Source organism: Devosia sp. A16 (genome assembly GCF_001402915.1).
Classification (GTDB): Bacteria; Pseudomonadota; Alphaproteobacteria; order Rhizobiales; family Devosiaceae; genus Devosia_A.
The window spans coordinates 3840478-3854755 of record NZ_CP012945.1; the positions used below are offsets into that span (position 1 = coordinate 3840478).

General features: G+C 65.1%; 10 protein-coding genes. 5 read left to right on the top strand and 5 right to left on the bottom strand.

Going from position 1 to position 14278, the window contains the following annotated elements; translation table 11 throughout:
• Window positions 1-2: 2 nt before the first annotated feature.
• The 5 genes from cimA to APS40_RS18485 all read left to right on the top strand — a co-directional run bounded on the left by cimA (window position 3) and on the right by APS40_RS18485 (window position 6953).
• Complete coding sequence (cimA, locus tag APS40_RS18465) at window positions 3-1604, top strand: citramalate synthase (protein WP_055048449.1); 1602 nt, start codon at window positions 3-5, stop codon at window positions 1602-1604.
• A gap of 617 nt (window positions 1605-2221) precedes the next feature.
• On the top strand, window positions 2222-3400 hold the full coding sequence (locus tag APS40_RS18470) for a LysM peptidoglycan-binding domain-containing protein (protein ID WP_156342989.1): 1179 nt from the start codon (window positions 2222-2224) through the stop codon (window positions 3398-3400).
• Window positions 3401-3524: 124 nt separating this feature from the next.
• The gene (locus tag APS40_RS18475; RefSeq protein WP_236884130.1) at window positions 3525-3836 is read left to right on the top strand and encodes an ArsR/SmtB family transcription factor; all 312 of its coding nucleotides are present in this window, start codon (window positions 3525-3527) and stop codon (window positions 3834-3836) included.
• The gene (locus APS40_RS18480) at window positions 3836-5734 is read left to right on the top strand and encodes an ABCB family ABC transporter ATP-binding protein/permease (protein WP_055048452.1); all 1899 of its coding nucleotides are present in this window, start codon (window positions 3836-3838) and stop codon (window positions 5732-5734) included. Before APS40_RS18475 ends, APS40_RS18480 begins: the two co-directional genes overlap by 1 nt.
• 232 nt (window positions 5735-5966) lie before the next feature.
• The gene (locus APS40_RS18485; protein WP_055048453.1) at window positions 5967-6953 is read left to right on the top strand and encodes an acyltransferase; all 987 of its coding nucleotides are present in this window, start codon (window positions 5967-5969) and stop codon (window positions 6951-6953) included.
• A 369-nt stretch (window positions 6954-7322) separates the two neighbouring features.
• On the opposite strand, the gene APS40_RS18490 is transcribed toward APS40_RS18485, so the two are convergent.
• The 5 genes from APS40_RS18490 to nadC all read right to left on the bottom strand — a co-directional run bounded on the left by APS40_RS18490 (window position 7323) and on the right by nadC (window position 14275).
• Window positions 7323-10673, bottom strand: coding sequence for an efflux RND transporter permease subunit (locus APS40_RS18490; RefSeq protein WP_055048454.1), 3351 nt, complete (start codon window positions 10671-10673; stop codon window positions 7323-7325).
• Window positions 10670-11899 carry an efflux RND transporter periplasmic adaptor subunit gene (locus tag APS40_RS18495; RefSeq protein WP_055048455.1) on the bottom strand — a complete coding sequence of 410 codons (1230 nt, stop codon included), beginning with the start codon at window positions 11897-11899 and terminating at the stop codon, window positions 10670-10672. The genes APS40_RS18490 and APS40_RS18495 overlap by 4 nt, the downstream gene beginning before the upstream one ends.
• An 11-nt stretch (window positions 11900-11910) precedes the next feature.
• Window positions 11911-12459: a PadR family transcriptional regulator gene (locus APS40_RS18500; protein WP_055048456.1), complete on the bottom strand. Its 549-nt coding sequence runs from the start codon at window positions 12457-12459 to the stop codon at window positions 11911-11913.
• A gap of 143 nt (window positions 12460-12602) precedes the next feature.
• A complete protein-coding gene (gene cysQ / locus APS40_RS18505) occupies window positions 12603-13415 on the bottom strand; it encodes a 3'(2'),5'-bisphosphate nucleotidase CysQ (RefSeq protein WP_055048457.1) in 813 nt (270 codons plus the stop codon).
• On the bottom strand, window positions 13412-14275 hold the full coding sequence (gene nadC, locus APS40_RS18510) for a carboxylating nicotinate-nucleotide diphosphorylase (RefSeq protein WP_055048458.1): 864 nt from the start codon (window positions 14273-14275) through the stop codon (window positions 13412-13414). Before nadC ends, cysQ begins: the two co-directional genes overlap by 4 nt.
• Window positions 14276-14278 lie beyond the last annotated feature (3 nt).

The following is a 14278-nucleotide window of genomic DNA, read 5'->3' on the forward strand; positions in this document are numbered from 1 at the left end:
CCATGACTGCCCAAGCCAAGGAACGCCTCTATCTGTTCGACACCACGCTGCGCGATGGCGCGCAGACCGCCGGCATCGAGTTTTCGCTCGAGGACAAGATCTCGGTGACCGCGCTGCTCGAGCGCCTCGGCGTCGACTACATCGAGGGCGGCTATCCGGGCGCCAATGTCATTGACGATCAGTTCTTCGCCGAAAGCCGCACGCGCGACGCCATCTTCACCGCCTTCGGCATGACCAAGCGGGCGGGACGCTCGGTCGGCAACGATCCCGGGGTCCAGGCGACGCTGAACGCCGTATCGGACGCCGCCTGTTTCGTCGGCAAGGCTTCCGCCTATCAGGTGAAGGTTGCGCTTGGCATCAGCCTCGAGGAAAACCTCGACAACCTGCGCGAGACCATCGAAGCCACTGTCGCTGCCGGCAAGCAGGCGCTGGTCGATTGCGAGCACTTTTTCGACGGCTACAAATCCGACCCCGACTATGCCTTGCGCTTCGTCCGCACCGCGCTCGACGCGGGGGCCCGCTGGGTGGTGCTGTGCGACACCAATGGTGGCACCATGCCGTCCGAGGTCACCGAGATCGTCACCGAAGTCAGCAAGGTGGTGCCCGGCGATCATCTCGGCATCCATGCCCACGACGACACCGGCCAGGCGGTCGCCAACACCCTTGCCGCCGTCGCCGCCGGTGTCCGCCAGATCCAGGGCACGCTCAACGGCATCGGCGAGCGCTGCGGCAATGCCAACCTCGTCACCATCATTCCGACGCTGGCGCTGAAGCCCGGCTTCGCCGAGCGCTTCGAGATCGGCGTTTCCAGCGAGCAACTGGCCGACCTCACCTCGATCTCGCGGGCCTTCGACGAGCTGCTCAATCGCGCCCCGGCCCGGCAATCGCCCTATGTCGGCACCTCTGCCTTCGCCACCAAGGCCGGCATCCACGCTTCGGCGCTGGCCAAGGATTTCTCGACCTACGAGCACGTGCCGCCGGAGCTTGTCGGCAATGAACGCAACATCATGGTCAGCCAGCAGGCCGGCAAGTCCAACCTGCTTGCGGCGCTGAAGCGGCATGGCATCGAGCTGGGCAAGGACGATCCGCGGCTCGAGCGCTTGCTGCGCACCGTCAAGGAGCGGGAGGCTCGCGGTTATTCCTACGACGGCGCCGATGCGTCGTTCTTCATCCTGGCGCACGGCGTGCTCGGCACGTTGCCGGAGTTCTTCGACGTGGAGAGCTACCGCACCAGCGTCGAGCGCCGCCACAATGCGCGTGGCGAGCAGGTGGTCGTCACCGAGGCGGTGGTGAAGATCCGGATCGGCGACGATTTGCTGATGTCGGTGGCCGAAGGCAACGGCCCGGTCAACGCGCTCGATCTCGCCATGCGCAAGGACCTGGGGGTTTTCTCCGCCCGCATCGCCGATCTCGAACTGGTCGATTTCAAGGTGCGTATCCTCGACGGCGGCACGGGCGCGGTCACCCGTGTACTGGTCGAAAGCCGCGACGGCACTGGCGAGCGCTGGTACACCATCGGAGTCAACACCAACATCATCGACGCCTCATTTGAGGCGCTTTACGAGTCGATTACCTATAAGTTGATGAAATCAGAGGCAGCCTGAGACGCCGGAGCGGTTGGGACAGGTTGCCCGCGTTCCCGGAGGCCCCGCTGCGCCCGACCGACGACCGCCGTACTTTGCTGCTCGCCCTTGGCGCCGCCGGGGTGACACTGGCTGTTGCCTTGGGCATTGTCGGGCTGCCTGCAGTCAACGCCTGTTCGACCGATCCGCGCGGCGTGGTCACCTGTCTGCGCGACATGGCCGACCGCAAGTTCGACCTCCCCGGACGGATACCGGGCCGGGTCGCCGACAAAGTCCCGGCCGACGCCATCCCCGGCGACCCCCCGGTGCCGCCGCCTCTCGATGTTGCAGAGATTCAACCTCCGGCGGCGGCCCCAGGACCGTCCGCTACTCCGTCGACTGCCTCGCCCGACCTGCCGGCGGAGGCCGCGCCTGCGCCGTCCGCCGATCCGTCTGCGGTCGATGCGGCTCGGCCCACGGTGGCGGCCCAAGTCCCCGGTTACGCCGTTCCGGCGTCGCCCGTGCCTGCATCTGGGGCGATCGAGCCTGTCCCGGCGGCCGATACCGCATTGAGTTGGGGCGCAGCCCCCACACCGGAACATGACGTTACTCGGGACGAGTCCGCTGCCCGCCCCGACAGGTTTGCGGTGGAACGCGGCTTGTCCGTTGAGGACGAGACGCCCGCTCTCGAAGCGGCAGTGCCCGCCTCGCCGCTTGCCGAAGAGCCGGCTGACGCGCCGGAGGCGGGCCCTGGCGCCGCGCCTGAGCTTGCCGTGCCTGCCGCCGGCGCCCCTGCCGGAGCGCCGTTGGTTGTCGCCAACGCCGAACCGGCGACCGCCCAACCACCTCCGCCGACCATCGCCGCACCGGTCGTCCTGGCTCCCACCATCGACGCCATCGAACTCGACGGCAGCAAGAGTTTCGTTTCGGGATCTGGCCCGGCCGGTGCATTGATGCGCCTTTACGCCGACGGCCGACTGATCGGCGAAAGCCCGGTGGAAGAGGGGCGCTGGCTGGTCGAGGGCAGCAACCTACTCGATAATCCGCGGCGCGAGCTGCGTGTCGAAGCCATCGAACCCGACACCGGCAAGCTGCTGGGTGTTGCCGCCATCACCGTCGAGATCGAGCTGCCCGATGGTGGCGCCCCACCCGACGAGCGGCCCGAACAGACGCCGGAGCTTGGCAGCGGCGTCGCCCCGGCGCCGCAGGCCGATCCCGCGCCGCCGGTGGCCACTTCGCCGCCTGAGCCGGCGCAGCCGCCTGCCACCGCCACTCCTCCCGATGCGTCGGCAGTCGCCGACAGCGCGCCGGCAGCGGAACCGGGCGATCAGCCGCTGCTTGTGGAGGAGCCGGAGGCGGAGCCCGAGGTCGCCCCCATCGAACCCGACTTGCCCCCCGCGCCGCTGCCGCCATTGGACAGCGTGCTGCCGCAAGGCGAGTCCGCTTCGGTCGAAATTCTCGCTCCCTCGACGCTGCAACCGACCACGTTGCCATCCCCGACCGGTACCGAGCAGCCGTCGACGATTACCCTGCCGGCACCCGAGGCCCCGGCGCTGATCGCACAGTTCGACGCCCCCGAAGCTGCGCCGACCGTCGCCGCCGGCCAGCCGGTCACCATCCTGCGCCTCTTGCCGTTCGGCGATCCGGATGAGGGGCGCTACAATGTCGGCAAGGCCATCATCCGGCGTGGCGATACATTGTGGAGCATTGCCCGCCGCTACTACGGCCATGGCATCCACTACCGCACCATCTTCCACGCCAATCGCGAGCTGATCCGGCGTCCATCGCGCATCTTTCCCGGCCAGATCTTCGAGCTGCCGCTGGTGACCGACGACTGAGGGCACGGCCCGCCAATCCCTGACAGCGTCGTGCCGCGAATCCGGTTCAACTGCCCAGTCAGGCAGGTGGTTTCGCCTTGCCTTGGCGAGGCCGATCTTTTATCGCTGAATGACGATGAACCCGATGCACGACGACGACATCGCCAATGTGATGCGGGCGCTCGGACACCCCGTCCGGCTCAACATCCTGCGCATCCTCGCCGCCCAGCGCGCCGGCGATTGCTGCTGCACCGATGTCACACAGAACCTGTCATTGGCCCAGTCCACCGTGAGCCAGCACATCAAGGTGCTGCTCGATGCCGGCCTGGTGGAGCGTCACCCCAAGGGCACCCGCAACTGCTACTCGTTGCGCGCCGATCGGCTGGCCGATTTCGGCATTGCCTGCAGCGGTCTGTTCACCGGCCTCACCGATCACCCGGTCAAAGAGCTAGCCTGATGTCTTCCGCCGATGAGGCAACCAAGCGCCCCACCGTCAGCGCGGAGGAGGGTGGCCTGCTTGCCACTGTACGAAACCTCTGGGGCTACATGTGGCCCGAGGGTCGCCCCGATCTGAAGTGGCGCGTCGTCCTCGCCATCGGCGCCTTGCTGGTGTCGAAGGTGGCGACCACCCTGGTGCCCTTCGTCTACAAGTGGATCATCGACAGCCTCGACGGCACGACGCCTGATACCGCGCTGGTCATGGGCGTTGCCATTCCCATCGTGCTGGTCGTCGCCTTCGGCGTCGGCAACATCATCGATGCCGGCTTCCAGCAATTGCGCGACGTACTGTTCGCCTCGGTCGGCCAGCATGCGGTTCGCAAACTGGCGCTGCAGACCTTCGAACATCTGCACAAGCTGTCACTGCGCTTCCACCTTGCCCGCCGCACCGGCGGCCTGAGCCGGGTCATCGAACGCGGCACCAAGGGTATCGAGACCATCGTGCGCTTCACGATGCTCAACACCGCGCCCACGCTGGTCGAGTTCGTCATCACCGGCATCATCTTCATCGTCATGTTCGGCGTCAGCTACCTCAGCGTGCTGGTCGTCACGGTCTGGCTTTACCTGTGGTTCACCATCAAGGCGTCGAACTGGCGTATCGCCATTCGCCGCGACATGAACGACAGCGACACCGATGCCAACGGCAAGGCCATCGACAGCCTGCTGAATTTCGAGACGGTGAAGTACTTCGCCAACGAGAAGATGGAGGCACAACGCTTCGATGCCTCGATGGAGAAGTATGAACGCTCCGCCATCCGCATCTGGACCTCGCTCGGCTTCCTGAACTTCGGTCAAGCGGTGATCTTCTATTCCGGCACGGTGATCATCCTGATCATGGCTGTATTGGGGGTGATGAACCGCACGCTGACGCTGGGCGATTTCGTGCTGCTCAACACCTTCCTGATGCAGATCTACCGGCCGCTCAATTTCATCGGCTTCGTCTATCGCGAGATCCGGCAGGGGCTCACCGATATCGAGGAAATGTTCAAGCTGCTGGATCGGGCTCCGGAGATCCAGGACAAGCCGGGCGCCAAGCCGCTTGCCGTCACCGGCCCGGTGGTGAAGTTCGAGGATGTGAAGTTCCACTACGATGCGGATCGCCCGATCCTCAAGGGCATCAGCTTCGAGGTACCGGCGGGCAAGACCATAGCGGTGGTCGGGCCGTCGGGTGCCGGTAAATCCACCATCTCGCGGCTGCTCTATCGCTTCTACGATGTCATCGAAGGGCGGATCACCATCGACGGCCAGGACCTGCGTGACGTCACCCAGGAGAGCCTGCGCGCCGCCATCGGCATGGTGCCGCAGGACACGGTGCTGTTCAACGACACCATCGCCTACAACATCCGCTATGGTCGCCCGGACGCGACCGAGGCGGAGGTGAAGAAAGCCGCCGAGCTGGCGCAGATCGGCCACTTCATCGAGAGCCTGCCCAAGGGCTACGAGACGCCGGTGGGCGAGCGTGGCCTCAAGCTCTCGGGCGGCGAGAAGCAGCGCGTCGCCATCGCCCGCACCATCCTGAAGGGACCGCCGATCCTGATTCTCGACGAGGCGACTTCTGCCCTCGATTCCAAGACCGAGGAAGACATCAAGTCCGCCCTCGACGTGGTCTCGGCCAACCGCACCACCCTGGTCATCGCCCATCGGCTCTCCACCGTCGTCAATGCCGACGAGATCATCGTCCTGCGCGACGGTCAGATCGCCGAGCGCGGCACCCACCATCGCCTGCTGGCCAAGCAGGGGCTCTATGCCCAGATGTGGAACCGCCAGCGCGAGGCCTCGGAGGCCGAAGAGCGCATGCAGCGCGTCGCCAACGACCCCGAAGGCTTCGTCAAGCGCGGTCTGCCCGCGGCGGAGTAGCAGAGGTTTGCCGTCACAGACGGCCCCCTCCCATCCTCCCCCATAAAGGGAGAGGTGCCCTGCCGGTGCGATTGGCACTATCGATGCCAGAGCCTCGACTCTTCACCTCCCTCTTTATGGGGGAGGCCGGGAGGGGGCCGTCTCTGACAGTCAGCACCACCAAGAACCGGCCGCTTACCGGAACCCACCCTTTGACCAATCCGTTGCGTCCGACCATCACAGCATCGGCCAAATGACCTCATCCGCTTCCCGCAACGCTTCCCTCGACGCCCTGCGCGTCCTGAGCCTGTTCGGCATCGTCACCCTGCATGTCGCCGGTGGCGGCTTCGCCGACAACAAGCCGCTCGGCTTCGTCGTCGATGAGCTGAGCCGCTTCGCCGTGCCGGTGTTCTTCCTGATGTCGGCCTATTTCTGGAAGGACGCCGACCTCGCCGCGCCGCTCCGGCTGGCCGGCAAGGTGGCTCGCCGGGTGATGCCGGCGTTTGCGGTTGTCCTCGCCATCACCGTGGCACTGCGCCTGCTCGAGGGCGATCGGCCCGGCTTCGAGCTGACGCCGGATGGTCTGCTGTTGCTCCTCTGGTCCGGTGGGCCGGCCTTCCACCTGTGGTTCCTGCCCGCCCTGGTGCTCGGCAGCGCCATTGTTGCAACGCTGATCAAATTCACCGGCCTGCGCTGGACCCTCGCCATCGCGCTAGTCCTCTACGGCGTCGGCACCACCATCGGCGCCTACTCAAAGCCGCTGTTGGGCCATGGCTTCCCGTTCTGGATGGATCGCAACGGGCTGTTCTTCGCGCCGGTCTTTCTCGTCGCTGGCATCGTGCTGCGCCGCAACCGTACCGCGCTGGCCGGCCTGCCGGTCCCGGCGATCGTCGCATCGCTGGTGCTCTTTGCGGCCCTGCATCTTTCTGAAGGCTATTTCGTCGTCGGCCGCTATGCCCTGGGTCACGATTACTCGCTCGCGACCCTCGGCTACGCCCTCTCGGTGGCGGTGCTGTTCATGCGCCTCGAACTGAAGAGCCCGATCTGGTCGACCCTCGGCCAAGCTACCTTCGGCGCTTACCTCATTCACCTGTTGGTCCTGCAAGTCCTCGCCGGCGATCTGGGTCTCGGCCGCCACTCTCTGCTGATGATCGGCCTCGGCTTCAGCATCAGCCTTGGTCTGGCCGTGGCGTGGAGGGCAGGGCGGCCAAAGTTGGTTCGCGCCCCGGTAAAGGCATGAACTATCTGTCGTCTCGCTCGGGAGGGTCGTGCTTCACCTCCCATGTTGCCAAGGCGCGATAGACCTGGTCGCGCATCACTGATGCTCTTATGCATTAGTCGTTCCAGCTCCGGTCGATCGGGGCCCGGCGCCTTACCGATGAGCGCCTGAAACATCGTTGGTGACAACACGATCGCGGCGCCGACTCCTTCGTGCACGATTTCCACCGGTTCAGCTCGCGCAGTTTCGATTACCGCGTCGAGTTCGTAGCCAGCTTGACCAACCGTTATGCGGCGCGTCGGCATGCTCCTGAGATCGTCTGCGTCGAAGCATAGCAAAAGGGGCCCGGTTTCCACCGGGCCCCCTTTTTGCGTGTCTCTATAGTTCAGCTTACTCGGCAGCCTGGCGGCTGACCACCGTCACGCCGTCCTGCTCCGTCTCGACGAGGCCCGAACCTTCGGTCTTGATGAACCGCTTCGAGCTGTCGATGTCGGCCGGGATCTCCACCGTCTCGCCTTCCGGCGTGACCGCGGTGTGCTTGCGCCGGCCGAAGATCGCCCGGAACGGCCAGGCGATGGCGTTGCCGATGGCGCCGAACACTGCACCGAACAGCCGGCCTATCCAGCCGTGACGGATCACGCTCGGGGCGGTGATCATCACCGGCACCATTACCAAGGTGAGGGCGGTCGAGACGAACAGGCCAGAAACCAGAGCTGCCGACAGGTGCGTGAACCACGAACCGGCGAGGCCACCCCAGACGATCTCGCGCCGGATGAAGTCGAACTCGACGTTCACCGCCATCGGGATCACGCCCAGGGCCGTCACCGTGGCGGTGAGCAGCACCGGCCGCACGCGCTGGGCTGCGGTGATCAGCATCGCCTTGGTCGGCTCGACCCCGTCACCACGGTTGTAGTGGTTGTAGGTGTCGATCAGCACGATACCGTTCTTCACCACGATACCGGCCAGCGCCACGATGCCGAGCCCGGTCATGATGGCCGAGAAGCTCATCCCGGTGATCGTCATGCCCAGCATCACGCCGGCCAGCGACATGACCACGGTCGAGAGCGTCACCAGCACCTGGTAGAAGCTGTTGTACTCGAGCAGCAGCACCAGGAAGATGATGAACAGCGCAGCCCCCAATGCCTGCATGATGAAGGCATTGGTGTCGCCGATCTGCTCGTCAGCACCGCCGAACGCCACCTTGGTGGTCGAGGGGAAGCCCTGCTCGGCCACCCAGGTCTTCAGCTGGGCGACCTTGGCATCAGCCGGCACGCCCGGCGCCAGGTTGGCGGCGACGCCCATTACATAGACGCCGTTCTTCCGGCTGATATTGGCGACCTTCGGCACCGCCTCACGCTTGATGAAGTTCGACACCGGCACCAGACCCTGGGCCGTGACGATCCGCAGCGAGTCGAGGCTGTCGAAGCTGCGCTCGTCCAGCGGCAGGCGGACGCGGATATCCAGTTCGTCGTCGGCGTCGTCCGGCCGGTATGAGCCAAGCTTCACGCCCGAGGTCACCAACTGGACATAGGGGCTGAGCTCGCGCACGCCGATGCCGTACTTGGCGGCGGCGACGCGATCGATCGTCACTTCCCAGTCGATGCCTGGGGAGGGACGTCCGTCTTCCACGTCGATGGTATCGCCAAGGTCATTCTCCACATAGTTGCGCAGTTTGGTCACCACCGGCGTCAGGTCGGCATAGTTGGTGCTTTCGACCGTCAGGTTGATGGCCTTGCCGGCCGGCGGACCGTTCTCCTGCGCCGCGATCTGCACCTCGAGGCCAGAGATATCCTTCACCCGGTCACGGATGTTCTGGAAGATCTCTTCGGCCTTGACGCGCTCGTTCCACGGCTGCAGCTGCAGGTTGAACTGCCCGATGGTGTCCGGCGGACCGCCGCTCGAGAAGCTGCTGCCACCACCGGCGAAGGTCATGATCGAGTCCTGCACACCCTGCACCTGCAGGATCTGGTTCTCGACTTCCACCAGCATGTCGCGGATTTCCGTCGGCGAATAGTTGCCGCGGGCGATCACGTTGACCGTGCCGAACTCGGCTTCCGAGGCCGGGAAGGCTTCCATGCCGGTCGGGTGGGCGATGTAGGCGTAGAACATGAAGCCGACGATGGTGAAACCGGTGAGCAACGACAGGATCGGATGGCGGATCAGGTGCTGCAGCGTGCGCACATAGACGCCCGTCGGACCCTTCACCTTCTTCACATCGAACTTGTCCGGATACATGACGACGTCCGCGGCTTCCTTGGCCTTGGGGTCGACATGGCTCGAGGCGATGATCGCACCGATCACCGGCATGAACACCAGCGCCGACAGCAGCGAGGCGCACATCACCACGATCACGATGATCGGCAGGTAGCTCATGAACTTGCCGATGATGCCCGGCCAGAACAGCAGCGGGATAAACGCGCCCAGCGTCGTGAAGGTGGCCGAAACCACCGGCACGAACATCTTGCGCGCCGCAAGGATGAACGCCTCTTTCTTGCTGACGCCTTCCTGCAGCTTTCGTTCTGCGTACTCCACCACCACGATCGGGTCGTCGACGAGCACGCCCACTGCCAGCACCAGGCCGAACATGATCATCATGTTGATGGTCATGCCGAGCATCTGGACCACGAGGAACGCGATCATGAACGAGATCGGGATCGAGGTGCCGATCATCAGCGCCGGGCGCACGCCGAGCGTGGCGACGCAGGTGATCATCACCAGCGCCACGGCGGTCAGCACGGCCGCTTCGAGCGAGCGGAACAGGTTCTTGGTGGAATCTGCCTGATCGACGAGGAAGCTGTGCTGGATGCCGGACGGCCAGTCCTTGGTGAACTCGGTGGTGACGGCGCGGACCTTGTCGGAGATATCGATGACGTTGGTGCCGAGCTTCTTGATCACACCCAGCGTGATCGCCTGCTGGCCATTGACGTGCGCGTATTCGGTCGCGTCCTTGAAGGTGCGCGTCACCGTCGCCACGTCGCCGAAGGTCACGACATTGTCGCCATCCGCCTTGATCGGCAGCGAGTAGACGTCCTGCGCCGTGGTGATGAGGCCCGGCACCTCGACGTTGAACGAACCCCGTCCGGTATCGAGCGTGCCGCCCGGCACCACCATGTTGTTCTTGGCCAGCGCGTCGAGCAGTTGCCCGGCAGTGAGGTTATAGGCCTCCAGCCGGTTCATATCGATGGTCACAGCCAGCATTTCGTCGCGCGAGCCGGAAATGCTCACGCTCTGCACTGTCGGGATCGCTTCGAGCTCTTCCTTGAGATCCTTGGCGCGTTGCACCAGGGTGCGCTCAGGCACGTCGCCATAGACCGCCACCGAGATCGACGGCATGTCGGTGAACGAGATTTCCGTCACTGACGGCACGGTCGCGTCGTCCGGCAGCTCGCCGGCGACGCCGTCGAGCTTGGCGCGGATGTCGGCCAGCGCCTTGTCGGCGTCGGCGTTGACGTCGAACTCGAGGAACACCGAGGCGTGGCCGGTCGACGAGGTCGAAGTGTAATTCTTCAGCCCGTCGATGTCCTTGACGCGATCCTCGATCGGCTTGGCCAGCAGCCGCTCCGCGTCACGCGGAGAGACGCCGGTCTGGCTGGTCGACACGTAGAAATACGGGATGTCGATCGCCGGGAAACTCTCCTTGGGCAACGACACATATGCGCTGAAACCGGCGAGGAGCAGCAGCGCCATCACCGTCAACACGACCCGCGGCATGCGCAGGACGCGTTCGAGGAAATTCATCATGAGTGCACCCCATCAGCAGCGGCTTCGGCTTCTACCGAATCCGGCTTGCCCGTAACGTTGGTCGCGTTGACCTTCTGACCCGGCACGACATACTCCTGGCCCATCGTGATCACGTCGATCGACGGGGGCAGACCCGTGACCCAGACGCCCTCACGGGAGTCCGAGATGATCGTCACGGGATAGAACTCGACGACGCCGTCCTTGACCGAGCGCACGCCGAGCGTGCCCTCGTCGTTCAGCGTCAGGACCGACTGCGGCAACAGATGCGCAGGCACCGTACCCATGGTGACCGTGGCCGTCGCGGTGATGCCCGACAGCACCTTGCCGTCCGCATTGGGGATCTCGATCTCGACCGGGAACGAGCGGGTGGCATCGTCGGCAAGCGAGGCGATGTAACTCACCTTGCCGTCCACCGTCTGGCCGGTCACGGTTTCCACCTTGGCCGGCAGACCCAGCTCGGCACGGGCGATGCGGGCCTCCGGCACCGAGGCGACGAACAGCATCGGGTCGAGCTCCACCACCGTGGCGCACGCCTGGCCCGGGCTCAGCACGCTGCCGACCGTCGCCACCGGATCCTGCACGATGCCGGCGATCTTGGTGGTGACCTTGGCGCGGTCGAACTCCTGCTTGGCCTGGTCGAACGCCGTCTGGGCCTGGCGCAGTGCGGTCTCGGCCGCGATGCCGGTATTGCTGGCCGCGAGGCCCTTGTCGCGCAGCGCCTTGTTGGAGTCGTAGGCCGTCTGGGCCTGGGCCAGTGCCGCTTCCGCCTGCGCCACCGCGGCAGCGCGCGTGCCTTCCTCGAGGGTGCAGATCACGTCGCCCGCCTTGACGGCCTGGCCCTTGGTGACGTTCACCGCAGTGACCACACCCGAGGTTTCCGGCGTGATGGTGGTGACGTTCTTGGCCTTGGTGCGGCCGCGCAGCGGCACTTCCACCGGCATGGCCTGCATGGTGTAGGTCTCGGTGCGCACCGATTGAGCCGGAGCAGATGCGCCGCTCGCCTCGGCGACCCGCTGGGCGATGGTCAGTGCCGGATCGACCGCGCCCTCGGCGGCGGGGTGGTGCGTCGTCTCGGCGCCTTCGGCGTCCTTGCTGAAGAACGAGATAATCGGGCGTTCGCCCTTGCCGGGGCCATTGCCGCCCGCCACGAAAACGCCGCTGCCGAGCCACAGGGCCCCGACAACGACAATGGCGCCGGCAACGCCGTAGGAAACGATCGCACGCATTCTGATACCCTCTATTCCGCTGCTGCAGCGTCGTCCCTGTCGGGACGGGCCAGCGCTATCAGTTCATCCCCGTGCGCCTCGATGTAGTCACGAGCCGCTTGCATGCAAGTGCGCCCGTAATCGATGACCCAGGCGTCTCCGGGGTGGTTGTGTTGTTGTTTGAGCCGGTCAAAGTCGGCGAGCGTCGCGTCGATTTCGACGATTCGTTCATTCAGTCGCTGCTCGACCAGCGATTGCGGAAGCTCTGAAGCGAAGCGCAGGAACAGCAGAAATTCGCTGCGGAACTCGTCTTCGCCAAGTTTCTCGAACATCGACTGGATGAACGCTGCCCGCCCGGCCGCAGTGATCGAATAGATTTTCTTGGCGGGCTTGCCATCCTGCTGTTCGACACGCGCCGTAACCAGCTTTTCCTGCTCGAGCCGGGCCAGAGACGGATAGATCGCCCCATAGCTGGCGTCGATGAAATACGAATACTCTCCTTCAACGGAGAGCTTTCGGATCTCATATCCAGTCGCGTCGCCATCGTAGAGGATGGCAAGGCAGATGGTTCTGACGTTCATTGGCTTCCTGTTCGGCCGTCATATAACGGACCAGCATATGCCGGGCCTATATATGGAGGCGGAAAAAAGCGCAACAAGGGCCGGGAGAGGGGCTGCCATGCATTTTCTTCATGGCCAACCGTTTGAATACTAACGGTTTCGTCTCATGCGTCGGCGAACCGCAGCATTTCAGCCAGGGCCCGCAAAGCCAGTTTTTCGCTGGCGGCGGCCACAAACCAGGCATTGAGGAAGCCGTCCTCGCGGTGTCCGCAAGTCAGCGGCAGGCCGTCCATTCCCAGTACCACACCCCCGGCAGCCTGCAGCACCGCCTGGCCGGCCGCCGTGTCCCATTCCGAAGTTGGGGTAAATCGCGGGTAAAGCTGCGCTTCGCCTTTGGCGAGCAGGCAGAACTTCAGCGACGAGCCGACCGACACGTCCTCAGCCACCTCGAGGGTATCGCAGAGTTCGGCCAGCGCCGCGTGGCCATGCGACCGGCTGGCGACGATGCGCAGCGGCTGTTTGCCCGCCGCTACGCGCAACGGTGCGACGGCCTCGATCGCATCGCCCGCCAGTCGGCCACCGAACGCGCCATCCGGACCGCCCCAGTAGATTTCGCCGGTAGCCGGCGCCAGCACGACGCCGCTGATCGGATGCCCGTTCTCGCAATAGGCGATGTTTACGGTGAACTCGCCGTTGCGCTTGAGGAACTCCTTGGTGCCGTCGAGCGGATCGACCACGAAGTAGCGCGTCCCCAGTTCGGGGATCCGTCCGGCCGCGACGCTCTCTTCGGCGAGCACCGGCAGTCCGGTCGCTGCCAGATGCTCGAGGATGATGGCCTCGGCCCGCTGGTCCGCCTCGGTGACCGGCGAGCCGTCCGGCTTTTCCATCGCCAGCACCGGCCGATGGTAGACTTCGAGGATCACTTCGGCAGCGGCAATGGCCGCGCGATTCATCAGCTCGGCAAGGGACAGGCTCATTGGATTTCGACGTCCAGTCCGAGATCGAGCGGTCTGGCACCCATGGTGATCTGGCTCGACGAGATGTAGTCGACCCCTGTTTCGGCGATGCTGCGTACCCGCTCGAGCGTCACCCCACCCGAGGCTTCGAGCCGTGCCCGACCGGCGGTCAGTCGCACCGCTGCGCGCAGCAGATTGTTGTCCATGTTGTCGAGCATGACGATGGTCGCGCCCGCTTCCAGCACCTCGCCGAGCTCGTCGAGGTTGGTCACCTCGATCTCGATCGCCACCAGGTGACCGGCCGCCTCTCGCGCGGCCCGGTAGGCCTTGCCCGCGCCGCCCGCTACCGCGATGTGGTTGTCCTTGATCAGGATGGCGTCGCTCAGCGCGTAGCGATGGTTGGAGCCGCCGCCGCAGCGCACCGCATATTTCTCGAACGCCCTCAATCCGGGGGTGGTCTTGCGGGTGTCGCAGATTTGCGCACTGGTCCCTGCCACTGCTTCGACGAACTTGTGAGTGTGGGCGGCGATGCCGCTGAGGTGATTCAGGAAATTGAGCGCGGTGCGCTCGCCGGCCAGCAATTGCCGCGCATCACCTGACACCACTGCAACGATGTCCCCCTTCGTCACCGCGCTGCCATCGGCCACCTGCGGATCGAACGACACGGCCCCGCCAAGCTGCTGAAATACTTCGAGTGCGACCGGCAGCCCGGCGATCACTCCGGCCTCGCGGGTCGACAGTGTCGCCGTCGCCACGGCATCGACCGGGATCGTTGCCTGCGAGGTGAGGTCACCGGCCAGTCCCAGGTCTTCGGCGAGGGCACGACGAACCGCGTCTTCGATGAGGGCGGGGGGCAGGGCGCCGATAAGGGTGTCGGGCATGTC

Excerpts from the sequence above, each read along its gene's own strand:
- APS40_RS18500 (WP_055048456.1), bottom strand. The coding sequence starts at position 12,459 with ATGAACGTCAGAACCATCTGCCTTGCCATCCTCTACGATGGCGACGCG.
- APS40_RS18485 (WP_055048453.1), top strand. The coding sequence starts at position 5,967 with ATGACCTCATCCGCTTCCCGCAACGCTTCCCTCGACGCCCTGCGCGTC.
- APS40_RS18480 (WP_055048452.1), top strand. The coding sequence starts at position 3,836 with ATGTCTTCCGCCGATGAGGCAACCAAGCGCCCCACCGTCAGCGCGGAG.
- APS40_RS18490 (WP_055048454.1), bottom strand. The coding sequence starts at position 10,673 with ATGATGAATTTCCTCGAACGCGTCCTGCGCATGCCGCGGGTCGTGTTG.
- cimA (WP_055048449.1), top strand. The coding sequence starts at position 3 with ATGACTGCCCAAGCCAAGGAACGCCTCTATCTGTTCGACACCACGCTG.
- APS40_RS18495 (WP_055048455.1), bottom strand. The coding sequence starts at position 11,899 with ATGCGTGCGATCGTTTCCTACGGCGTTGCCGGCGCCATTGTCGTTGTC.
- nadC (WP_055048458.1), bottom strand. The coding sequence starts at position 14,275 with ATGCCCGACACCCTTATCGGCGCCCTGCCCCCCGCCCTCATCGAAGAC.
- APS40_RS18475 (WP_236884130.1), top strand. The coding sequence starts at position 3,525 with ATGCACGACGACGACATCGCCAATGTGATGCGGGCGCTCGGACACCCC.
- cysQ (WP_055048457.1), bottom strand. The coding sequence starts at position 13,415 with ATGAGCCTGTCCCTTGCCGAGCTGATGAATCGCGCGGCCATTGCCGCT.